Below are 22,658 nucleotides of genomic sequence, written 5' to 3' on the forward strand. Positions count from 1 at the left end.
GGGCAGTGGGGAAAAAAGACAGTTGCGCTATTTTTCGGGGGAGGTCCGCGCCTTTTCGGGCATTGTTTTCGGGCGATTGTGGCATTTTGACTTTGGCTGATGAATCCCGAGCAGCCTCTGGTCACATGCTTTGTATCGGCTTGACTGGCTTGATCTTGAACGGGTTTTCGCGGGCCAACGGGCCCGCTTAGCGGCAAGTGCCAGCTTAATCTGCGGCAGGTGCGTTGGCTGGCGGAGCGGTTTGGTGTGCCGGTCGAGGTGTTCTTCTAGCGCTGCAAGCAAATCGGCCGGGTGCGATCTCGCTCCATGTAGCCGCTGCCGCAGGCTCGGTGCGACGCTAAGGTCCGCAGGACCTTCTAACGATTCGAAATTTTTGCGACCGCTTCGCGGCCGAGCGCAGCCTGCGGCAGCGGCTACGCCCACCGAGTGAGTCCGAGATTATGTTGCCGCCGGATTCATTATGAGGAACAGCTGATTTCCAGACGCTTGCCCCATTCCGGCGGCCGCTCGGCGTAAGCCTCCATGCCTTCCTGCGCTTCGAACGGCCTGGTCAGCACCCTGTGCAACTTGCGCACTTCTTCGTAATCGCCTTTTTCCGCCGCGTCGATGGCCTTTTGCGCCATGTAGTTGCGCAGGATGTAGAGCGGGTTCACGGCGTGCATGCGGGTGGTTCGGGCTTCGTCGTCCTGGGGGCCTTCGCGGTCGATGCGGGCCAGGTAGTCGTTGGCCCAGGCATCGAAGCCGGCCAGGTCGACGAAGTCATCGCGCAGGCGTTTCACTGCCGCGGCGGCCGGTTCATCGCCCAGGTGGCGGAAGAACCGGGTGTAGTCCACGCCGCTGTTTTGCATCAGTTGCAGCAGTTGCTCGACGCGTTGCTTGTCGTTTTCCTCGGCAGTGGTCAGGCCGAGGCGGCGGCGCATCAGGTTCAGGTACTGGGCTTCGTACAGGGGCAGGAACAGGGCCAGGACCTCGCGCAGCGCTTCGACGCTGATGAAGGGCGTCAGCGCCTGGGCCAGGGCAGCGAGGTTCCAGTGGGCGATGGGTACCTGGTTGCTGAACGAGTAGCGGCCCTGGTCGTCGGAATGGTTGCAGACGAAGTTGGCGTCGAAGTCATCGAGGAAGGCGTAGGGGCCGAAGTCGAAGGTGATGCCCAGGACCGACATGTTGTCGGTGTTCATCACCCCATGGCAGAAGCCATAGGCCTGCCACAAGGCGATCAGTTCGGCATTGCGCTCGACGATCTCGCGGTACATGGCCAGGTAGGGTTCGGGCTGCTCGAGGCATTCGGGGAAGTGCATGGCCAGCACGTGATCGGCCAGGATCTTCTGCTGCTCCGGTTGCCTGGTGTAGTAGAAGTACTCGAAGTGGCCGAAGCGTACGTGGCTCTGGGCCAGGCGCAGGAGCATGGCGCCACGTTCCTGTCTTTCGCGCCAGACGGGGGTGTCCGAACCGATCACGCACAGGGCCCGGCTGGTGGGAATGCCCAGGGCCTGCAGCGCTTCGGAGGCCAGGAACTCGCGGATCGAGGAGCGCAGCACGGCGCGGCCATCGCCCATGCGTGAATAGGGGGTTTGCCCGGCGCCCTTGAGGTGCAGGTCCCAGTGTTCGCCGGCGTCGTTGTAGACCTCGCCCAGCAGCAGGCCGCGACCATCGCCCAGGCGCGGGTTGTAGGCGCCGAACTGGTGCCCGGAGTAGACCATCGCCCGGGGTTCGGCTTCGGCCCAGAGTTTGTGGCCGCTGAACAGTTCGGCGAAGACCGGGGACTGGGCTTCGTTCGGGTCCAGGTCGAGCAGCTTCATTGCCGCTTCGCTGGCGATGACCAGGCGCGGGTTGAGGAGGGGCTCTGGCAGCACCGAGGTTGAGAACGCATCGCCCAGGCGGGCGTAGCGGTTGTCGAAGGTCAGGTCATCCAGTTGTTTCAAGGGCCATCTCCGGGCAGGGATGGGGGCATTGTGGCGGTTGGTGGCGGGAAAGGGAAATGGGGGGGCAGCGAGGTTCTATGTTGTGGGGTAGGGCCTCATCGCTGGCAAGCCAGCTCCCACAAGGATTGCACAACACCTGCAGAAGCTGGCACATATCTGTGGGAGCGGGCTTGCCCGCGATCGAGCGCGAAGCGGTCGCAACAATTCAACGACCGGCGCTGTCCTCAATGCCATCGAGCAAGGCATCGACCAGCGCCTTGGCCGATTCCGCCGTATGCAGGAGAGACCAGACGAGGCTGCGGCCCTGTTCGTCGACCTTTTCGCTGAGTTGATACGCCGTTTCGCAGGTGCATTTCAGCAATAGCGAGGCATGCACCAGGGCATCTTCGGCATGGATGCCTTCACGCACGGCAAACAGCGGCGCATGGCCGGCGTCGCAGGAGCCGAAGGCGGTGGTGGCGGTTTGGGAGATTGAGCCGAGGGGTGGATCGGGAACGATTTTTTTCATGGCGACACCTTTAATTTGATGGCGCTGCATACAGTTCGTTTCCACACGAATGGGTGGCAGCTGTGTGCGGGGTGGAAAACCAGGGAAAGGTTGTCAAAACCCGGCAGACCCGAAGGTCTCCCGCGCACAGCTGCCATAAAGACACCAGCGACAACTTTTCCCCCCGGGTTTCCACACCCGATCGCTGAACCTTCAGCGACCGGAACAGCTTAGTGGCAGTGCTTCCCGGGGAACAGAAGCGCAGATCGACAGACCGCGTAGGATACGTCTTAGGACTCCACTCAGTCGAGCTTGTGCACCGGCGGCTCCGCAGTCGGCTTGCCTACGTTCGCCGCCGGCTGGATCGGCAACAGGGTCTTGTCCAGGCTTTCGACCGGCACCATCTTGTATTCCTGGCCCTGCATGTTCTTGAGGTAGATCTCCATCTGCCGGAAGGAGATGTTGATCTTCTGCTTCTTGAACTCGCGATTGATGTACCGGTTGATCTCGTCGAGTACCGGGTTGCGGTCGCCAAGGTCACGCACGTGCATGCGCAGTTCGTGGTCCAGGGTGCTTTCGCCGAAGTTGAGGAAGTAGACGATCGGCTCCGGCTCCTTGAGTACCCGCGGGTTTTCCCTGGCCGCCTTGAGCAGCAGCGAGCGGACCAGGTCCAGGTCCGAGCCGTAGTCCACGCCCAGTTTCAGGGTGACCCGGGTGACCGTATCGGTGAGCGACCAGTTGATCAGTTGCCCGGTGATGAAGGTCTTGTTCGGGACGATGATGTCCTTGCGGTCGAAGTCGGTAATCGTCGTGGCGCGGATGCGGATCTTGCTCACGGTGCCCGACAGGTTGCCGATGGTGATGGTGTCGCCGATACGCACCGGACGTTCGAACAGGATCATGATGCCGGAGATGAAGTTGGCGAAGATCTCCTGCATGCCGAAGCCCAGGCCCACCGACAGCGCGGCGACCAGCCATTGCAGCTTGTCCCAGCTGACCCCGAGGGTCGACAGGGTGGAGACGAAGCCGATACCGGCAATCGCATAGGACAGCAGCGTAGTCGTGGCATACGCGCTGCCCTGGGCCAGGTTGAGGCGCGACAACACCAGTACTTCGAGCAGGCCCGGCAGGTTGCGCGCCAGTGCAACGGTGATGCCGATGATGACCAGTGCCCCGAGCATGTCGCCCATGCTGATAGGTACCATGCTCATGGCCGCACCGGTGCCGCTGGTGTATTCGTACAGGGTGATGTTGTCCAGGTAGGCGAACACGCTGATCAGGTCGGCCCAGACCCAGTACAGTGCACCCATGAAGCAGCCGAGCAGGGCCAGGCGAATCAGGCGCAAGGACTGTTGGTTGACCTGCTCGATGTCCAGCGTCGGCTCTTCGACGACGGCTTCGGGATCGCCGCCTTCCTTGACCGCCAGGCGTTTGCTCAGGGCGCGCTGGTAGGCCAGGCGCCGGGCCGCAACGGCCAGGCCACGGACGAAGCCTGCCTCGATGATGATCCAGAACATCAACAGGTACAGGGTGTCGATCAGGCGGTCGGTGAGCTTGAGGGCGGTGTAGTAGTAGCCGAAGCACACCGCGACGAACAGCGCGATCGGCAGCAAGGTGAACGCCACGCCCACTGTCTTGCGGAACAGCGAGGTATTGCGGTGCGTCGGGCTTCCCATCAACAGCCGGCTCAGGAGCCAGGCCATCAACGCGTAGCAGGTCAGGACCACGCCAATGCCGAGCACGTCATCGGCCAGGGCCGAAGGCTGATGCTCGGCGATGGCGACCACACCGACCAGCGCGAGCACGACGAGGCCCAGGCGGCGGATCCAGCCACGGAGGAATTCGACTTGCGGCTTCTCCCAACGGAAATGCAACTCGGCCACACCGCCCGGCGCAAGGATCCGGTAGGCGGTATAGAACACCAGCCAGGCCTGGGAAATCTGCAGCAGGGCGGCACCGAGATTGGCGTTTTGCCCGCGTGCGTCGATTTGCAGTGCCAGGCCGCACAAGGCCAGCGCCAGGGCGCCGGGCATGGCCAGTAGGATATTGATCAGAATCGCCTGCGGGGTATGCCATTGGCTGTCGCGCTTGAAGTGGCCGACATCCTGATGGACCTTGTTCAAGCGGGCATAGAGCTGACTGCGTCGCCACAGCAGGGCGCCGATCAGCAATAGCAGCGGCAGGAACAGCAGTGGCCGTTGGGTCAGGCCATCGCCCAGCTCTTTCAGGCTCGAGGACCAGGGCAGCGTCGCGATTTGCTGCGATAGGCGGTGGGGGACGGTTTCCATCCATTCCAGGTCCAGCAGTTTGTTGCTGGGGATCCAGAACATCTGCTCATCGAGCGTTGCGCGCAGGTTCTGCGCGGTGCTGAGCAGTTGCTTCTGATTGAGTTGCAGGGTAATCGATTCGTTGAGCAGGGCGCTCAATTCGCGGTTCAGGCGCTCGAGCAGGTCGCTACGGGTGATGGCCAGTTCGAGCAGGGTCTTGCGCAGCTGCGGCGTGACTTGTTCCGGTGGTTGGCTGGCCAGCAGCTTGTCGACGTACTCGCTGGGGTTGCTGATCTGTTCGCGTTGCTGATTGACTTCGAACTGATACAGGCGGATGTCGGCGATCTGGTCGGCCAGGTCTTTGTCGAGCCTGAGGTGTGGCAGCGACTGTTTCTGCTTGTAGAGAATCTTGGACAGCAGCAGGCTGCCCTTGAGCACGCTGATTTGCTCGTCCAGGGCCTGGTCGCTCTGGGTCAGGGTATCGAGCTGCTGCTTGACCTGGAGGTTCTGCTGGGTCAGCTCGTTGAGGCGGTCGGTGCTGCGCAGCAGGTAGTCGGAGAGCTTGACGTTGGCCGCGCTTTCGGTGGCCAGCAGGCTGCTGCCCCCGGCTTTTTGCGCTTCGATCGATTGCTCGGTGACGGTCTGCTGGGACTGGGCCAGGCGCTTCTGGTTGATCAGCGTCTGCAGGTCCTGGATTTCCTGTTCCAGGCGCGCGCTGCGTTCGAGCAGCAGGTCCTTGCGGCTGTTGCCCAGGTCTTGCAGCAGGCCGTTGCCGGCCAGTTCCTGGCGACGCAGGGCGGTCAGGGCATTGAGCGAGGCAAGTTCGGCATTGAGCTGGTTGCGCTGCTCGGGCGACAGCACTTTGCCGGCCTCTTTGCCCGCCTTGAGCAGTGTATTGATCTGCTGGATGCGCGTCTGGTTGTTGCTGATCTCGGCCTGGGCGCGTTCGGGGCGGGTCTGGGCGGTGATGCTCAGGGTCGTGGCTTCGGCCAGGGCCTTTTGCAGTTCAGCCTGCTGAGTGCTGCGCTCGGTCAGCAGTTGTTCGAGCTCCGGCACCTTGAGGCTGGCATAGCGTTGCTCGACGGGGACGACCTTGGTGAGCTTGAGCTTGGCCAGCTCACGCTGGTTTTCGCCGGTCTGGCGGGGCGCTTCGTTGAGCTGCTTCTTTACGGCTGCCAGGCGCTTTTCGCTATCTTCCTTGCTCGCCAGCAAGCCCAGGGTCTGTTCCAGCACCTGCTGCAAGGCCTTTTGATCGGCCTCGGGCAGTTTGCGCTCGGCGATCTTGTCGAGGCTTTGCTGTACCGCAGTGCTTGAAGGAGGAGATTCGGCTGCCTGGACAGTGGTGACAGACAGGCATAACCCCAAAAGGGCCGAGGTCAGAAAAGTACGCGCAATGGACATAGGCAGGGGTCGGAATATCTCGCAAAGAATGGAAGTTTAGAGGAACAGCCCAGGACCAGGGCGACTACCTTCGGGGAATTTGACGCCCACTTTGAGGATCTTGTTCCCTTCCATGACGGCAACGGTCCAGATTGTGCTGTTCCATTCGATCTGGTCGCCGACGATTGGTTCGCCGCCAACCTTCTGTGCAATGAATCGGCTGAGCGGCATTTTCGGATCCAGGCCGTCAAGTTTCAACCCGTACAATGCCGACACGGCCCCCAGTTCTGCGTCTCCCTCGAGGACGAAGTCGCCGAAGAAGCGCAAGTCGAGACCGCGTTGAGGCGCCTGGCTGAACAGTTTCCCCAATGCTGGCAAATTGTGTTCGTGGCCGATCACGCAGAGCAAATCACCGACTTCGAGGGTGGTACTTCCCGACGGATGGAGCAGTTGCTGACCCCGAAACAGGGCCGCGATGCGGGTACCTTCGGGCATTTTCAGCTCGCGAAGGGCTGCACCGATGCACCATTTTTCAGCACCGAGGCGATAAACGAACATCTCCCATTCGCTGGTGACGTGCACCTCGAGCGCTGAGCGGGAAATGGGCGCCGGGTCCGGCGGTACGGTGACCTTCAGCAGCTTGGCCACCCAAGGCAGGCTGGTGCCCTGTACCAGCAGCGAAACCAGCACGATGAAAAATGCCAGGTTGAAGTACAGCTGCGCATGGGGCAGCCCGGCCATCAACGGGAACACGGCCAGAATGATCGGTACCGCGCCGCGCAGGCCGACCCAGGAAATGAAGGCTTTTTCACGCCCATGGAAGGCCTTGAAGGGCAGCAGGCCGGCCAGCACCGACAGTGGCCGGGCGACCAGGATCATCCACAGCGCCAGGCCGAGCGCGGGCACGGCAATGGGCAGCAGGTCATGGGGCGTGACCAGCAGGCCCAGCACCAGGAACATGCCGATCTGGGACAGCCAGGCCATGCCGTCGAGCATGTGCAGGATGCCGTGGCGGCTGCGCACCGGGCGATTGCCGATGACCAGGCCGCATAGGTAGACAGCCAGAAAACCGCTGCCGTGCAGGGCGTTGGTCAGGGCGAACACCGCCAGGCCACCACTGATCACCAGAATCGGATACAGGCCTGCTGCCAGATGGATCCGGTTGACCAGTTGCAGCATCAGCCAGCCGCCGCCCAGGCCCAGAATGCCGCCGATGCCGAACTCGCGGATCAGGTGGGTCAGCAGGCCCCAATGCAGGCCGGTCTGGCCGCTGGCAAGCATGTCGATCAGGGTGACAGTGAGAAACACCGCCATCGGGTCGTTACTGCCCGATTCGATTTCCAGGGTGGCGGTCACCCGTTCGTTCAGGCCCTTGCCGCCGAGCAGGGAGAAGACCGCCGCGGCGTCGGTCGAACCGACGATCGCCCCGATCAACAGCCCCTGGATCATGTTCAGGTCGAACAACCAGGCGGCCATCATGCCGGTCAGGCCGGTGGTGATCAGCACGCCGATAGTTGCCAGCGATAACGCTGGCCAGAGCGCCACGCGGAAACTCGCCACCCTCGTGCGCAGGCCGCCGTCGAGCAGGATCACGGCCAGCGCCAGGTTGCCGACAAGGTAGGCCGTCGGGTAGTTGTCGAAAATGATGCCGGCGCCATCGACCCCGGCGGCCATGCCGACGGCGAGGATGATGACCAGGATCGGGATGCCGAGCCGCGAGGACAGAGAGCTGACCAGGATACTCGCACCTACCAGCAACGCGCCGATCAAGAACAGGCTGTTGATGGTCGTCGCATTCAAAGGCAGTACTCCGGGTGGGCTGGTCAGGCGGGCGCAGGCACGAATATGCAGTCTGCGTGCCAACAGATTCTAACCTGTGCAGATGTCGAACTGTCAAAGCTGTTTTGGGCCAGCGTTGCCGCACAGTAGTAGTTATTTATCACCGTCCGCCATCCGAACTTGCGCAACATCCTTGATCTCACTACCCGGATCAAGGAACGAGGATGAATCAGCCGGACCAGAGCGCCAACCCGCCAGCCGACCCAACAACAACCGTGACGCCCAATCGGGCGCATCAATCCCTGTCCAATACCCAGCTGACGAGCATGCAGTTGCAACGACTCATGGGCGCGGCCCCGACATTCCACGATTCGATTCGTAATGCGTTGTTTGCAATTTTCGGTGCCGACTCAGACCAGATGTCGTTGACCTTCAGGCCGCCGGCGCCGATTCCCGGCTTCACCCGCACGCTGACGCAAGCCGCGGCGCAGCTGCTGCGGCAGCCGCGCGTCGATTTCACGGAGCCTGCAATTGAACCTGGCGTGGTAACGAGGCAGGTATTGGCGCGAATGAACCTGACGCTAGACCAGGCACTGGCAAGGGTTCAGGGCGTCAATCTTGAAAAACAACTTGTCCAGGATGCCACTGCATATTGGAAGGCCTCGAGTGCTGGCGACACGCGTAGCCGATTGCAAATTGCCACGCAGCTTAGGCAAACCGGTTTCTTCGACAAAGCGCAGTTGCTCTACGCAACCGAGCAATTGAGCGCTCTGGGTTTACGCATGGCCAGGGCTGTTGTGGATTACCCCATCGAGATAGTGCGTCGCACCGAAAGCGGCGACATGAGCGGGGTGAGCGTCTGGAAAGTAAACATATCGGCGCCTGATGGCAGCACAGTGCGCATGGCCGACGCGCTCATGATCGGTGCGGATACGGGGAAACAGATTTTGTACATTCCCGGTTTCCAGCAGGAGGTTTTTGAGTATGCCTCCCGTACCGAGCTCATGCAGGCGTTCAATGCCGCCTTTGCCTCCCGGGACAACACCGCACTTTGGCGCCTGCTGGAGTACGCCACGCGCAATCGGCTGCTATCGAGCGGCACGCTGCAGTTGCAACAACCACTCCAGTTCCAGTTTGCCAAAATCGAGGACAATCCGTTCCAGAGAACCCTGTTACGCAGTATTCGCCATGAAATCATGGGTGCATTGAGCATGGCTCGGGGGGCGGCTTATGAGCTGCGTGGCGAAGAGGTCATCGATATTTCCGGTACAGATGCATTGACCGCCGCTGCAAGTATCGACGCCGGACGCATGCAGCGATTCGGATACGGTGTCTGGCGCAAGACTCGCCTGGCCTTGTGCCAGAGACTGGCGGTCGATGCGATCAGGCATACGGGCGATATATCGTTCGCCAGCTTGTCGATCGACGTGCCGCAACGACTGCGCCAGCAGAAGGTCGAGGTTTATGAAAGCGCTATCGCCGCCTTTGTAGGCGCGGCCGACAAGGCCACGCCCGAACTGCGACGTTATCGTGAAGCCTATTCCCTCTGGCAGACTGCTCACGACAAGGGTGAGCAAATTGGCAAGGATCTGCTCAACAGCAACCTTGAGCTTGATCAGGGCTTTTGGACGGGGCGGGATGAAAATCTGTCGAACCGTACCGACGTTCTGGTTCAAGCCCGGGGCGAAGGGTTGCTCCAGGAGGCCTTGCTGCAAAAATTCGAAAGACAACTTACTGATACCCAATACGCACGGATCAAGGATGTGGTACGTGGCGAGGCGGGTTCGGTCGTCACCCGTTTGTGCATCATGGCAGGCCAAAACAGTCTCGAGCTCAGCGGTGCGCTGGTTTTCACCACGGCTGCTGCGTTGAACCAGCCAGAGTCGGTTGAGCCTGCGATGCTTTTCGTGCCTGGCAGTGCGGGCGGCCTGCAGAAGTTCCGAACCCTGGCCGAGCTCAAGGCACGGGTTGCCCGAAGCCTTGAGCACGGTGCGCAGACGGTGTTCGTGCAATTGCTTTCAATGCAGGCGCGTTCACTTTTGCCCCGGGTTCTGGCAACCGAATCGATCGTGACGCCGGTGATTGAGGCCAATGCGATTGCGTACAGCGTTCAGGCCCAGCTTGACAGCTATGCCGAGCAGGCCGGCGCGGCTCAAAGAGGGGAGCGACCTTATACCGATGCCGACACCCTTGAGGCTACCGTGCAGCGCCTGCGTCTGGATACGACGAGTAATTTCAGCGTCCCGCAAAGCCAGGCCAGGGATAGTGCCTTTGCGAAAGTTACCGAGCAACGCAGGAAAGCCTCGGCGCGGGCGAAGTTGCCGCAGTGGCTGCGCAATGCTGCGTCACAGGTGCAATTGGCGTATGCAAGCCAGCTACGAATATACAGCCGCAGCCTGGGGTATTTTGAGCGGCAACTGACGCAACGCCTTCCCGATCTCGCGGCGTTCACTCGCCAGCAGCTGGTTGCGCAACTGAAGGCCGACCTCAATGTAGAAGTCGATCCCGAGCAGGTGCTGATCGACATTCCCGACAAGGTCGCTGTGCATACTTATGGCGATGCATTCGACCCTGCCGAGGAGGTGCCCGGCACCCAGCGAACAGTCTTCACGCTGGCGCGGCTGGCGCAAACCAATCTCAACGCCTCCGATGGGCAGATGTTGCTGCGCATGAAGTATGCCCGCATCACTTATGGGAAGGCGGCTGTCACGGCCGAAGGCATCACCTCGCGTTACTTGATCAAAACCATTCCTGCGCTGGATGTCGCCGGCCAGTACCAGCGGCGAGTCATGGCGGCTTACGCTCCCGGGGAAGAGCTGACCGTGGGTCAGGCTGAATGGATGCTCAAGCCCTGCGAGCAAGCCATGGACCTGGAGGCGATTGCGGCCAGAGAGCAGCATTGGCTCAGCGAGCAAGAGTACTCCCTGTTGATCACCGCCAGCGCCGCGCGCACGGCAGAGGGCTTGCTCTACAACGGCTTTGACATTGGGTTTTACCGTCTTCGATTGAAGGCTGATGCTGATGCCGATGCCGATTCCGATGCCGCTCAAGCGTCGCCGAAAACGTTGATTGGGCCGCTGTGCTTGCAGGACCGAAAATCCGGAAAAACGCTGATTTACCTACCCAACGTACCTCAGGGGCGCGCGTTCCTGGCAGCCAACAGTCTGGAGCAGGCTCGCCAGCTTCTGATCGAAGCGACCCGCCAGCCCGCAATGGCCGCTTATCTGGCAAGCAGTGGCCGGATAAACACTGAATTGCAAGACGACTTGAGCTACATCACCGATGGCCTGAAGAACAACGGCGCTGGATTGTTCGCGTTCGAGCCTGTAGCCCAGGCGGATGCCACATTGAGCACCTTGCTGCTCGAGACATTGCGAGATCGGCTGATCCGCCGGGTACACGGCAGTGCGCGTAGCCAGGCCGACATCGCCAGGGAAAATCGACTGGCCTGGAGGCAGGAGGTTCGCTTTGCCGTCAAAACCGGGCTTTCCCTGGTGCCCGGTGTTGGCGCGCTGGTTTTCTTCGACGACGCCTTGAGCCATGGAGCGCAAGCGGCTGATGCGTATCGCCATGGGCACATCTGGCAAGAGCTGGGTTATACCGCGTTGGTCGCCCTGGATGTCTGTTTTGCCATTCTCTCCGTGATTCCCGCGGTGGGTGCGATAGCCATGGCCATCAAGTCCGAACGAGCGGCCTTGAACACCGCGGTGAAAATTGCGCGGGTTGGCGAGTCGGCCCCAGTCAAGAAAAACTACGTGATTCAGCCGTTTGAAGGTTATGACGTTGATGTCAATCTGCGGGATGCGAAAGCGCAGACGGGAACGAACGAAGGTACTTATAAACTGGCGCAGCAGTTCTATATCGTCCAGGACGATAGGGTCTATGCCGTCTATCGTCGCTCGGGCGAACAAACATTTCGCCTCAAGGCGGTGGGCAGCAAGGGCTATGAGCAACCGATCCGGCTGGGTGCCGATGGGCGCTGGGAGTATCACGGTGATGTGGGGCTCAAAGGCGGGGGACGAACGCCAGAGGCATTGCTTGACGAGATTTTTTCCGAAGGGGCTGGGCGTCAAGTGTTTGCGGCTTATGCGTTTCCCGAGTTAGAGGCAGAACGGCTGAAACTGCGCCTGGCCCGCTATGTCATGGACTGGCTGCAGTGGCCTGCGGATATGGATCGCTACCTGCGATTTGGCAAGCGTCCGGTCATCCTGCCATCAACAACGTCTGACTTTTGGGATAGTTTCATGACGGTAGACCGGTTGAGGCAGGAGCAGTACTCGGAGCAGGCGTTGCAGCGTCAGAACGCGGTTATTGATCTGGTGGCCCATGCACCAGAAGATGCTGTGATTGAAGACGGTATCTACATTGACGATGAGGAACAACACCGGGTATTTGTCGATGCGGATGGGAACTATCAGGCCGAGACAATTCGTTTTTATACGGATGATGATAATGTGTTCAACACGTTTTTGCGTGAAGGCACAACTGCGTATGGCGACCCGATCAAATACATTCAGGAACTTCGTGAAGAGTTGGAAGTAGTTCCCGCCGATGATGAAGTTGCCCTGTACCGAGGCGGCTCCGGTAATCGTGGCACTTCGGGGATCGCGTTTCGCACTGGAACGCTTACGGTGGGGGATGTATTGGTCAACACCGATATTGCCTCATTCAGCGAAAGCCCTTTCATCGCCAGACGTTTTGCCAGCAGCCATGCGGGCAATGAAATTGGCGAGCAAGCGCCAGCAGAGTTCGATGATACCTCGGTGATCTTCAAGCTCAATCGCGAGGATTACTTCAGCGCCACGCCGATTGCCCCCTTCTCGAAAACGCCAAGTGAGGCGGAGTCGGTATTCCTTCCCGGCTGTTACTTCAAAATTACCAGCCTGCAGGAAGTGAGGGGGGCGAACTACCGCTTCATGGAAGTGGGCTTGAGTGAGATCAGCCCACCTGCCAATACTCCCGCGTTCGATCTGCGAACGGGTGAGCTGTTCAACCGCGACCGGTATATCCAGAAACTGGGAGAGGCCGCTCGTGGGCTGGTGGACCAGTTCTTCCCGCTCCCTCAAGGCTGAAAACCTGATCCGTCAGAACCACTCATCGCTCATGCTCGCGCAGGTATCGTCGCGATGCTCCAGTAGCGCCAATTCGTGGTGGCAACCCGGTATTTCCCAGGTCAGGAAGTACCGGGCGGCCTGGAGCTTGCCGCGATAGAAGGGGAGGTCGGCCGGGTTGCCCTGTGCCAGCCCTTCTTCAGCCCGGATGGCTTGCTCCAGCCAGCGCCAGCCGATGACGGTATGGCCGAACACCTTGAGGTACAGTGCCGAGTTGGCCAGTGCGGTGCTGACCTGACCTTTACCCAGGTCAGCCAGCAGCCCGAGCGTGACGCTTTGCAAGCGACCAAGCAGCAGTTCCAGCGGTTGGCGCAAGTCATCGAGCCCGGCATGGGCGCGTGAGCGCTCGCAGGTAGCTGCGATCAGACGAATCAGTTGCTTGAGCCCGGCACCACCATTGTGCGCCAGCTTGCGGCCAAGCAGGTCGAGCGACTGGATGCCGTGCGTGCCTTCGTGGATGGGATTGAGGCGGTTGTCGCGGTAGTACTGCTCCACCGGGTACTCGCGGGTGTAACCGTGGCCACCAAGAATCTGGATAGCCAGTTCGTTGGCCTTGAGGCAGAACTCCGAAGGCCAGGATTTGACGATGGGGGTCAGCAGGTCAAGCAGCTCATGGGCCTGCTTGCGAGCTTCTTCGCTTTCGCCGGTTTCGGTCTCGTCGACCAGGCGGGCGGCATACAGGCCGAGATCGAACGCGCCTTCCACATAGGCTTTCTGGGTCAACAGCATGCGCTTGATATCCGCATGCTGGATAATCGAGACTGGCGCGGTGGTCGGGTCCTTGCTGTCCGGCAGGCGCCCCTGCGGGCGTTCGCGCGCGTATTCCAGCGAGTACAGGTAGCCAGCGTAACCGAGCATCACCGCGCCCATGCCGACGCCGATGCGTGCTTCGTTCATCATCTGGAACATGTAGCTCAGGCCATGATGGGGCTTGCCCACCAGATAGCCCACGCATTCGCCGTTATCTCCAAAATTCAATGCGGTAGACGTGGTGCCGCGCCAACCCATCTTGTGAAACAGCCCGGCCAGCAGCACATCGTTGCGCTTGCCCAGGCTGCCATCCTCGTTGACCAGGAACTTGGGCACGATAAACAGCGAAATGCCTTTAACGCCTGGCGGGGCGTCCGGCAACTTGGCCAGGACCATGTGCACGATGTTTTCCGCCAGCGGGTGGTCGCCACCGGAAATGAAGATCTTGTTGCCACGCAGGCGATAGGTGCCATTGGCGGCAGGCTCGGCGCGGGTGCGGATATCCGAGAGGGATGAGCCGGCATGGGGTTCAGTCAGCGCCATGGTGCCAAAAAAGCGCCCGTCGATCATCGGCTGCAGGAAGCGCTGCTTTTGCTCGGCACTGCCAAAGCTTTCAATCAGGTTGGCGGCGCCCATGGTCAGGAAGGGGTAGGAGGTCGATGCCGCGTTGGCCGACTGGAAATGGGCAAAGCAGGCTTGCGAAAGCAGGGTCGGCAACTGCATGCCACCGTCTTCGAAGCTGCGCGCGGCATTGAGGAAGCCGGCTTCCAGAAAGGCATCGACCGCCGGCTTCACTTCCGGGATCAGAATCGCCTGACCGTCCTCAAAGCGCGGTTCGTTTTCATCGCCCTTGCGGTTGTGCGGGGCGAAGTACTTCTCGGCAATGGTCCGGGCCGTGGCAATGGCTGCATCGAAGGTCTCGCGATTGTGCTCGGCGAAGCGTTCGCGCCGGATCAGGCTTTCGGCGTCGAGGACTTCATAGAGTTCAAAGGCCAGGTTGCGGGAGCTGAGCAAGGTCTCGGACATGGGGGCATACCTTTTTTGGAATGCGCCGAGTCTAGGCTGGAGGGAAAGTCGGTGCCTAGCACCATAGATGGGGGTGATGAGGGGGCAGAATCGAGGGTGTTCAGTGAAATAGTGTTCAACCGCATCGCTGGCAAGCCAGCTCCCACAGGGATCTCATGCACTCCGTGATCTCTGTGGGAGCTGGCTTGCCCGCGATAGCAGCGATGCGGTCCAACTGGAAGACCGCATCATTCCCTGTCTATCAACCGATAGTCATCAAGCTCGCATTACCACCGGCAGCCGCTGTGTTGACGCTCAACGCTCGCTCGATTACCAGACGCTCCAGCGCAATGCTGGATTCGCCTTGCGACAGGCCCTGAACGCCGATGATAGCGCCGGCACGCTTGGCGATCTGCTGGCAGACATCGCGCAGTTGGTCGGAGTCGCCGTGGTGCAGAACGGCGTCGAATACGACTTCGTCCTTGTTCCACTCGGCCACCAACTGGATGCGCGCTTGCACTTCCTTCGGCAGGCGGGTGCGCAGGGTTTTGCCCAGCACGTTATCCGGCCAGACCGCCGAGCTGCCAACGGCCAGTACTGCGGCCAGTTGGGTAAGCAGGTCGGCTTCGACCTCTGCCAGGCACAGGACGTGCTCACGCGGCAGGATGGCGTAGCTGTTGCGCTCACCGGTGGGGCCAGCGAGCAGGCGGGTGATGCCGCTCTGCGACTGCTGGGTGTATTGCGTGCACAGGGCGTGCAGGTCGGCCAGCTTGTTGCTTTCGGCCCAGGCTTGCAGAGCCTGCAGCGGTTTGCTCATGGCGTCGCGCAGGCGAACGTCCGGGGCAGTGTCGCCGTCGGTGCGTTCGAAGGAGCGGACGATGGCATCGGTCGGGCGAGTCGACAGCAGGCGGTACAGGTACAGCGGGCCGCCGGCTTTCGGACCGGTACCCGACAGGCCTTCGCCGCCGAATGGCTGCACGCCGACCACGGCACCGACGATGTTGCGGTTGACGTAGACGTTACCGGCATTGACGTTGTCGATGACCTTGGCAATGGTTTCGTCGATACGGGTGTGCACACCCAGGGTCAGGCCATAGCCCGAAGCGTTGATCTGCTCGATCAGTTGGTCCAGCTCTTTACGCTTGTAGCGCACCACGTGCAGAACCGGGCCGAAGATCTCGCGTTGCAGTTCGTCGAAGCTTTCCAGCTCGATCAGGGTCGGCATGACGAAGGTGCCGCGTTGGCATTCTTCGGTGTTGGCGATGGCCACCTGGTAGACCGAACGGCCTTTCTCGCGCATGCCCTGGATGTGTTTCTCGATGCCCGCCTTGGCTTCAGCGTCGATGACCGGGCCAATGTCCACGGCCAGGCGCTCGGGGTTGCCCAGGCGGCTTTCGGCCATGGCGCCCTTGAGCATTTCAATGACGCGGTCGGCCGAGTCTTCCTGCAGGCACAGTACGCGCAGTGCCGAGCAGCGTTGACCGGCGCTGTCAAAGGCCGAGGACACCACATCGATGACCACTTGTTCGGTCAGTGCCGAGGAGTCGACGATCATCGCGTTCTGGCCACCGGTTTCGGCGATCAGCGGGATCGGACGGCCCTGGGAGTCCAGGCGGCCGGCGATGTTGCGCTGCAGCAGGCGAGCCACTTCGGTGGAGCCGGTGAACATGACGCCCTTGACGCGATCGTCGCCGACCAGTCGAGCACCGACGGTTTCACCGCGGCCCGGCAGCAGTTGCACCACGCCCTCCGGGATGCCGGCTTCGAGCAGCAGGCGTACGGCTTGCGCGGCGACCAGCGGGGTTTGTTCGGCAGGCTTGGCCAATACCGGGTTACCGGCAGCCAGGGCGGCCGCGACCTGGCCGCTGAAGATCGCCAGCGGGAAGTTCCACGGGCTGATGCAGACTACCGGGCCCAGTGGGCGGTGCGCGTCGTTGCTGAAATCGTTGCGAGCCTGCACCGCGTAGTAGCGCAGGAAGTCGACCGCTTCACGCACTTCGGCGATGGCGTTGGCGAAGGTCTTGCCGGCTTCGCGTGCCAGCAGGCCCATCAGCGGCTGGATCTCGGCTTCCATCAGGTCGGCGGCGCGTTCGAGGATCGCGGCGCGTTCGGCCGGCGGCGTGGCCTGCCAGATCGGGGCGGCTTTGATAGCGCACTGGATGGCGTTGTCGACATCTTCGACATTGGCTTCCTGAACGTGGCCTACGACGTCACGCAGATCAGCCGGGTTCAGCACGGGCTGGGCAGCGCCGTTGCTGGTCGGGCAGCCGAGTACCGGCGCGGCGCTCCAGTTGTTGTGAGCACTGCTGAGCAAGGCGCAGGACAGCGAGGCCAGGCGATGTTCGTTGGCCATGTCGATGCCGCTGGAGTTGGCGCGCTCGGAGCCATAGAGGTCGCGCGGCAGCGCAATGCGCGGGTGCGGCAGGCCGAAACCGCCTTCCTGGGTGGCCATGCGCTCGATGCTGCTGACCGGGTCGGCCACCAGTTCCTGGATGGAAATCGACTGATCGGCGATGCGGTTGACGAACGAGGTGTTCGCACCGTTTTCCAGCAGGCGACGCACCAGGTAGGCGAGCAGGGTTTCATGGGTACCGACCGGCGCATAGACGCGGCACGGACGGTTCAGCTTGCCATCGGCAACCTTGCCCACCACTTGCTCATACAGCGGTTCGCCCATGCCGTGCAGGCACTGGAACTCGTACTGGCCGGGGTAGTAGTTCTGCCCGGCGATATGGTAGATGGCCGACAGGGTGTGGGCATTGTGGGTGGCGAACTGCGGGTAGATGACTTCCGGCACCGACAGCAGTTTGCGTGCGCAGGCAATGTAGGAAACGTCGGTGTACACCTTGCGGGTGTAGACCGGGTAGCCTTCCAGGCCGTCGACCTGGGCGCGCTTGATTTCGCTGTCCCAATAGGCGCCTTTTACCAGGCGGATCATCAGGCGGTGGCGGCTGCGGCGGGCCAGGTCGATGACGTAGTCGATCACATACGGGCAGCGCTTCTGGTAAGCCTGGATGACGAAGCCGATGCCGTTCCAGCCGGTCAGTTGTGGCTCGAAGCACAGGCGCTCGAGCAGGTCCAGCGACAGCTCGAGGCGGTCGGCTTCTTCGGCGTCGATGTTCAGGCCGATGTCGTACTGCTTGGCCAGCAGGGTCAGCGACAGCAGGCGCGGGTACAGCTCGTCCATCACGCGCTCGTACTGGGCGCGGCTGTAGCGTGGGTGCAGGGCCGACAGCTTGATCGAGATGCCCGGGCCTTCATAGATGCCACGGCCATGGGAGGCCTTGCCGATCGAGTGAATGGCCTGCTCGTAGGACGCCAGGTATTTTTGCGCGTCATGTTCGGTGAGGGCTGCTTCACCGAGCATGTCGTAGGAGTAGCGGAAGCCCTTGGCTTCGAAGCGGCTGGCGTTGGCCAGGGCTTCGGCGATGGTTTCACCGGTGACGAACTGCTCGCCCATCAGGCGCATGGCCATGTCGACGCCCTTGCGGATCATCGGCTCGCCGCTCTTGCCGATGATGCGGCTGAGCGAAGAGGTCAGGCCGGCTTCGTTGTGGGTCGACACCAGCTTGCCGGTCAGCAGCAGGCCCCAGGTGGCGGCGTTGACGAACAGCGACGGGCTGTTGCCCAGGTGCGGCTGCCAGTTGCCGGTGCTGATCTTGTCGCGGATCAGGGCGTCGCGAGTGCCCTTGTCCGGGATGCGCAGCAGCGCTTCGGCCAGGCACATCAGGGCCACGCCTTCCTGGGACGACAGGGAGAATTCTTGCAGCAGGCCCTGGACGATACCGGCACGGCCGCCAGCGCTCTTCTGGTTGCGCAGCTTTTCGGCAATCGAGGCGGCCAGCTTGTTGGTGGCCTCGGCCATCGCTACCGGCAGGCGTGCCTGCTCGAGCAGCATGGGCACCACTTCCTGCTCGGGGCGGCGATAGGCGGCGGTAATGGCCGAGCGCAGGACCGATTGCGGCAGGATGCTTTCCGCAAATTCGAGGAAGCACTGATGGCTGTGATCAGCGTGCAGCTCGCCGGCTTCTTCAGCTTCTTTGCTGGCCCAACCGTTGATCTCGGTCAGGGTCGCACCACCCTCGAGTTTTTCCAGGTAATTGAAGATTGCCTGTTTGATCAACCAGTGCGGCGTGCGGTCGATGGACTGCGCTGCCGATTTCAGTCGCTCACGGGTCGGGTCGTCGAGTTTGACCCCAAGGGTGGTCGTCGCCATTTCTTATCCTCATTATCGCCACCTGATGTGGCATAAGCTGACGCCAAGATTATCCTTGCAGCAATTTGGGTGCAACCTAGTGCAACCCTATTTTTGTAGGAAAAAAGTGCTGCTCGTCCGGTGCTTTGAAACTAACTCACCGTTTCGGTTGTTTTTGATGGATTCACTTATGAAAACGGTCGTTTTTACTTCCAAAGGGAGCAAAAAAGCGTTTTTACGGAAAAAATCCGACGAGGTGCAACTGGAAAAGAAAAAACGGTTGCACCTTCTTTGCTTTGTTGCATAGGATTCGCCGCCTAGGTGCAACCTCACTTTGAGGTCAAGCAGCATCGGTGCAGGATCGAGCTGGAGATCTTCGCACCAATTTCATGCGCGGACTCTTAAAGAGCCGTCCGAGACAGGCGTTCAGGGAGAGCGGCTGCCGTTGGTTCGGACCACCGCGAACACCATAAAAACAAATGCCAGGGCGCAACTTCATGAGTGCAAGCAATCCAACCCTGATCACTTTCGTGATCTACATCGCGGCAATGGTGCTGATCGGCTTCATGGCCTATCGCTCCACCAACAACCTTTCCGATTACATTCTTGGCGGTCGAAGCCTCGGTAGCGTCGTGACTGCACTGTCTGCTGGCGCTTCGGACATGAGCGGCTGGCTGTTGATGGGCCTGCCGGGTGCCATTTATATGTCGGGCCTTTCGGAAAGCTGGATCGCCATTGGCCTGATCGTCGGCGCATACCTGAACTGGCTGTTCGTCGCCGGTCGCCTGCGCGTCCAGACCGAGCACAACGGTGACGCCCTGACCCTGCCGGATTACTTCTCCAGTCGCTTCGACGACAAGAGCGGCCTGCTGCGGATCATCTCGGCCATCGTTATCCTGGTGTTCTTCACCATCTACTGCGCTTCGGGCATCGTTGCCGGTGCTCGCTTGTTCGAAAGCACCTTCGGCATGTCGTATGAAACCGCACTGTGGGCCGGCGCTGCCGCGACCATCGCCTACACCTTCGTCGGTGGTTTCCTGGCCGTGAGCTGGACCGACACCGTGCAAGCCACGTTGATGATCTTCGCGCTGATCCTGACCCCGATCGTGGTCATGCTGGCCACCGGTGGTCTAGACACCACCTTCCTGGCCATCGAAGCGCAAAATGTCGATAACTTCGACATGCTGAAGAACACTACCCTCATCGGCATCATCTCGCTGATGGGCTGGGGCCTGGGCTATTTCGGCCAGCCGCACATTCTTGCGCGCTTCATGGCGGCTGACTCGGTCAAATCGATCGCCAAGGCTCGTCGCATCTCCATGACCTGGATGATCCTGTGCCTGGCCGGTACCGTGGCTGTCGGCTTCTTCGGCATCGCCTACTTCTCGGCGCATCCGGATGTTGCCGGTCCCGTGACCGAGAACCACGAGCGTGTGTTCATCGAACTGGCCAAGATCCTGTTCAACCCATGGATTGCCGGTGTGCTGCTGTCGGCCATTCTGGCGGCCGTCATGAGTACCCTGAGCTGCCAGCTGCTGGTGTGCTCTAGCGCCCTGACCGAAGACTTCTACAAAACCTTCCTGCGCAAGAGCGCCTCCCAGCTTGAGCTGGTCTGGGTTGGCCGTGCGATGGTGTTGTTGGTCGCCCTGGTTGCGATCCTGATGGCATCCAACCCGGAAAACCGCGTACTGGGTCTGGTCAGCTACGCCTGGGCTGGTTTCGGTGCTGCCTTCGGTCCTGTGGTGCTGATCTCGGTACTGTGGAAAGGCATGACCCGCAACGGCGCCCTGGCCGGTATCCTGGTCGGTGCGATCACCGTTATCGTCTGGAAGCAACTGGAGCTGTTCGGCCTGTATGAAATCATCCCTGGTTTCATCTTCGCGAGCCTGGCGATCCTGCTGGTCTCGAAGATGAGCTCGCCATCGGCCTCGATGGTTGCCCGTTTCGAAGCGGCTGACGCTGCCTTCAAACAAGCTCACTGATACCAGTCGTCAGTTAGTGTCCATGCCGGCCCGGCCTCCTCTGGAGGTCGGGCCGGTGTCGTTTCGGGTGCACCTGACGAGCGCCGCGACACAAGGTAAACTCTGCGTCCTTGCAGGAGTTGCCATGAATTATCGTCACGCCTTCCACGCCGGCAACCACGCCGATGTGTTCAAACACCTTGTCCTGACCCGTCTGATTGCCTTGATGTCACGCAAGGAGCAGCCGTTTGCCTACCTCGATACCCATGCCGGGATTGGTCTGTATGACCTCAAGGGTGATCAGGCCAGCCGTACCGGCGAGTATCTGGAAGGCATCGCGCGGCTATGGGATACGCCGGATCTGCCATTGCTCGCGGCCGATTACATGCAGGTGCTGCATGAGATGAACCCGGATGGCCAATTGCGCTATTACCCTGGTTCGCCTGAGCTGGCGCGACGCCTGACCCGTCCTCAGGATCGGGTACTGCTCAACGAGAAGCATCCCGAAGATGGGCGTCTGCTCAAGGACAACATGAAAGGTGATCGGCGCGTCGCGGTGCATTTGGGCGAAGGCTGGCATGTGCCCCGTGCCTTGCTGCCAGTGCCGGAGAAGCGCGCGGTGATGTTGATCGACCCGCCTTTCGAGCAGCTCGATGAGCTCAAGCGTTGCTCGCAGGCGCTCAAGGAAGCGATCGGGCGCATGCGCCAGACTGCGGCGGCGATCTGGTATCCGATCAAGGATCAGCGCCAGTTGACCCGTTTCTATCAGGAGCTGACCAGTACCGGGGCGCCAAAGCTGCTGCGTGTCGAACTGTTGGTGCATCCGCTGGAAACGCCACAAAGCCTCAACGGCTCGGGGTTGGCGATTGCCAATCCGCCGTGGGGGCTGGAAGAGGAGTTGCGGGAGTTGCTGCCGTGGCTGGCCGAGAAATTGGGGCAGACCAAGGGTGGGTGGCGGATGGATTGGTTGATTGCCGAATAAAATGTGAGGCATGCCGCGGTCCTTGTAGCCGCTGCCGCAGGCTCGGTGCGCCGCTGCGACGCTCGACCGCGTAAGCGGGCGCAGGATTTCACGAACGCCAGAGGTCCTGCGGACCTCAGCGCAGCCTGCGGCAGCGGCTACAGGGGCACATCAAATCGGGCAGACCACTCCGGTCCCCTTGATCCCGCAATACCCTTCAGGGTTCTTCGCCAGGTATTGCTGGTGATAGGCCTCGGCGTAGTAAAACGTCGGGGCTTCTTCGATTTCAGTGGTGATGGTGCCCAGGCCGGCCTTGGTCAGTTCCGCCTGGAACACTTTGGCGCTGGCCTTGGCCGCGTCCAGTTGGTCCGGGTTGGTGGCATAGATTACCGAGCGGTATTGGGTGCCGATATCGTTGCCCTGACGCATGCCCTGGGTCGGGTTGTGCAGTTCCCAGAACATTGCCAGCAGTTCCTGGTAGCTGACTTTTTCCGGCTCGTAGACGACGAGCACGACTTCACTGTGACCGGTCAGGCCGGAGCAGACTTCATCGTAGGTCGGGTTTGGCGTGAAGCCGCCGGCATAACCCACCGACGTGCTGTACACGCCTTCGCGCTGCCAGAAGCGGCGCTCTGCGCCCCAGAAACAACCCAGGCCGAAGATCGCGAATTCCACACTGCCCGGGAATGGGCCCAGCAGCGGATTGCCGTTGACGAAATGCTTGTCGGGCACCGGCATCGGGGTTTCACGCCCAGGCAGTGCCTGTTGCGCGGTAGGTAGCTCGTTTTTGTTCACCTGGGTTTCCGAAAGCAGGACCATGAACCCGTTCCTCTCTTTAGG

10 protein-coding genes and 1 pseudogene are annotated in these 22,658 nt (G+C 61.0%); 4 read left to right on the plus strand and 7 right to left on the minus strand.

Going from position 1 to position 22,658, the window contains the following annotated elements; all coding sequences use genetic code 11:
* Positions 1–186 precede the first annotated feature (186 nt).
* Positions 187–270 (plus strand): annotated as a pseudogene (locus tag NVV94_RS02070) (transcriptional regulator); the annotation flags it as partial.
* 188 nt (positions 271–458) lie between these two features.
* Here NVV94_RS02070 and selO read toward each other — a convergent pair.
* The 4 genes from selO to NVV94_RS02090 all read right to left on the minus strand — a co-directional run bounded on the left by selO (position 459) and on the right by NVV94_RS02090 (position 7,856).
* Entirely contained in the window at positions 459–1,922 is a 1,464-nt protein-coding gene (selO, locus tag NVV94_RS02075; RefSeq protein ID WP_258445606.1) for a protein adenylyltransferase SelO, read from the minus strand.
* Positions 1,923–2,127: 205 nt separating this feature from the next.
* Entirely contained in the window at positions 2,128–2,430 is a 303-nt protein-coding gene (locus NVV94_RS02080; protein WP_258445607.1) for a DUF3077 domain-containing protein, read from the minus strand.
* A gap of 281 nt (positions 2,431–2,711) precedes the next feature.
* Complete coding sequence (gene mscK, locus NVV94_RS02085) at positions 2,712–6,077, minus strand: mechanosensitive channel MscK (protein ID WP_258445608.1); 3,366 nt, start codon at positions 6,075–6,077, stop codon at positions 2,712–2,714.
* A gap of 36 nt (positions 6,078–6,113) precedes the next feature.
* On the minus strand, positions 6,114–7,856 hold the full coding sequence (locus NVV94_RS02090; protein ID WP_258447602.1) for a potassium/proton antiporter: 1,743 nt from the start codon (positions 7,854–7,856) through the stop codon (positions 6,114–6,116).
* Between the two features lie 323 nt (positions 7,857–8,179).
* On the opposite strand from NVV94_RS02090, the gene NVV94_RS02095 reads away from it, so the two are divergent.
* Positions 8,180–12,907, plus strand: coding sequence for a dermonecrotic toxin domain-containing protein (locus NVV94_RS02095; protein WP_258445609.1), 4,728 nt, complete (start codon positions 8,180–8,182; stop codon positions 12,905–12,907).
* A 12-nt stretch (positions 12,908–12,919) separates the two neighbouring features.
* On the opposite strand, the gene NVV94_RS02100 is transcribed toward NVV94_RS02095, so the two are convergent.
* A complete protein-coding gene (locus NVV94_RS02100; protein ID WP_258445610.1) occupies positions 12,920–14,722 on the minus strand; it encodes an acyl-CoA dehydrogenase in 1,803 nt (600 codons plus the stop codon).
* Positions 14,723–14,963: 241 nt separating this feature from the next.
* A complete protein-coding gene (gene putA / locus NVV94_RS02105; protein WP_258445611.1) occupies positions 14,964–18,917 on the minus strand; it encodes a trifunctional transcriptional regulator/proline dehydrogenase/L-glutamate gamma-semialdehyde dehydrogenase in 3,954 nt (1,317 codons plus the stop codon).
* A 476-nt stretch (positions 18,918–19,393) separates the two neighbouring features.
* Between putA and putP the strand changes: the two genes are divergently transcribed.
* Positions 19,394–20,878: a sodium/proline symporter PutP gene (gene putP, locus NVV94_RS02110; protein ID WP_258445612.1), complete on the plus strand. Its 1,485-nt coding sequence runs from the start codon at positions 19,394–19,396 to the stop codon at positions 20,876–20,878.
* A gap of 124 nt (positions 20,879–21,002) precedes the next feature.
* The gene (locus tag NVV94_RS02115) at positions 21,003–21,839 is read left to right on the plus strand and encodes a 23S rRNA (adenine(2030)-N(6))-methyltransferase RlmJ (protein ID WP_258445613.1); all 837 of its coding nucleotides are present in this window, start codon (positions 21,003–21,005) and stop codon (positions 21,837–21,839) included.
* A gap of 150 nt (positions 21,840–21,989) precedes the next feature.
* On the opposite strand, the gene msrA is transcribed toward NVV94_RS02115, so the two are convergent.
* Entirely contained in the window at positions 21,990–22,637 is a 648-nt protein-coding gene (gene msrA / locus NVV94_RS02120) for a peptide-methionine (S)-S-oxide reductase MsrA (RefSeq protein WP_258445614.1), read from the minus strand.
* Between the last annotated feature and the right edge of the window lie 21 nt (positions 22,638–22,658).

It is taken from the genome of Pseudomonas sp. LS1212, from assembly GCF_024741815.1.
GTDB lineage: Bacteria > Pseudomonadota > Gammaproteobacteria > Pseudomonadales > Pseudomonadaceae > Aquipseudomonas.

Excerpts from the sequence above, each read along its gene's own strand:
- msrA (WP_258445614.1), bottom strand. The coding sequence starts at position 22,637 with ATGGTCCTGCTTTCGGAAACCCAGGTGAACAAAAACGAGCTACCTACC.
- NVV94_RS02100 (WP_258445610.1), bottom strand. The coding sequence starts at position 14,722 with ATGTCCGAGACCTTGCTCAGCTCCCGCAACCTGGCCTTTGAACTCTAT.
- putP (WP_258445612.1), top strand. The coding sequence starts at position 19,394 with ATGAGTGCAAGCAATCCAACCCTGATCACTTTCGTGATCTACATCGCG.
- mscK (WP_258445608.1), bottom strand. The coding sequence starts at position 6,077 with ATGTCCATTGCGCGTACTTTTCTGACCTCGGCCCTTTTGGGGTTATGC.
- NVV94_RS02080 (WP_258445607.1), bottom strand. The coding sequence starts at position 2,430 with ATGAAAAAAATCGTTCCCGATCCACCCCTCGGCTCAATCTCCCAAACC.
- putA (WP_258445611.1), bottom strand. The coding sequence starts at position 18,917 with ATGGCGACGACCACCCTTGGGGTCAAACTCGACGACCCGACCCGTGAG.
- NVV94_RS02095 (WP_258445609.1), top strand. The coding sequence starts at position 8,180 with ATGGGCGCGGCCCCGACATTCCACGATTCGATTCGTAATGCGTTGTTT.
- NVV94_RS02115 (WP_258445613.1), top strand. The coding sequence starts at position 21,003 with ATGAATTATCGTCACGCCTTCCACGCCGGCAACCACGCCGATGTGTTC.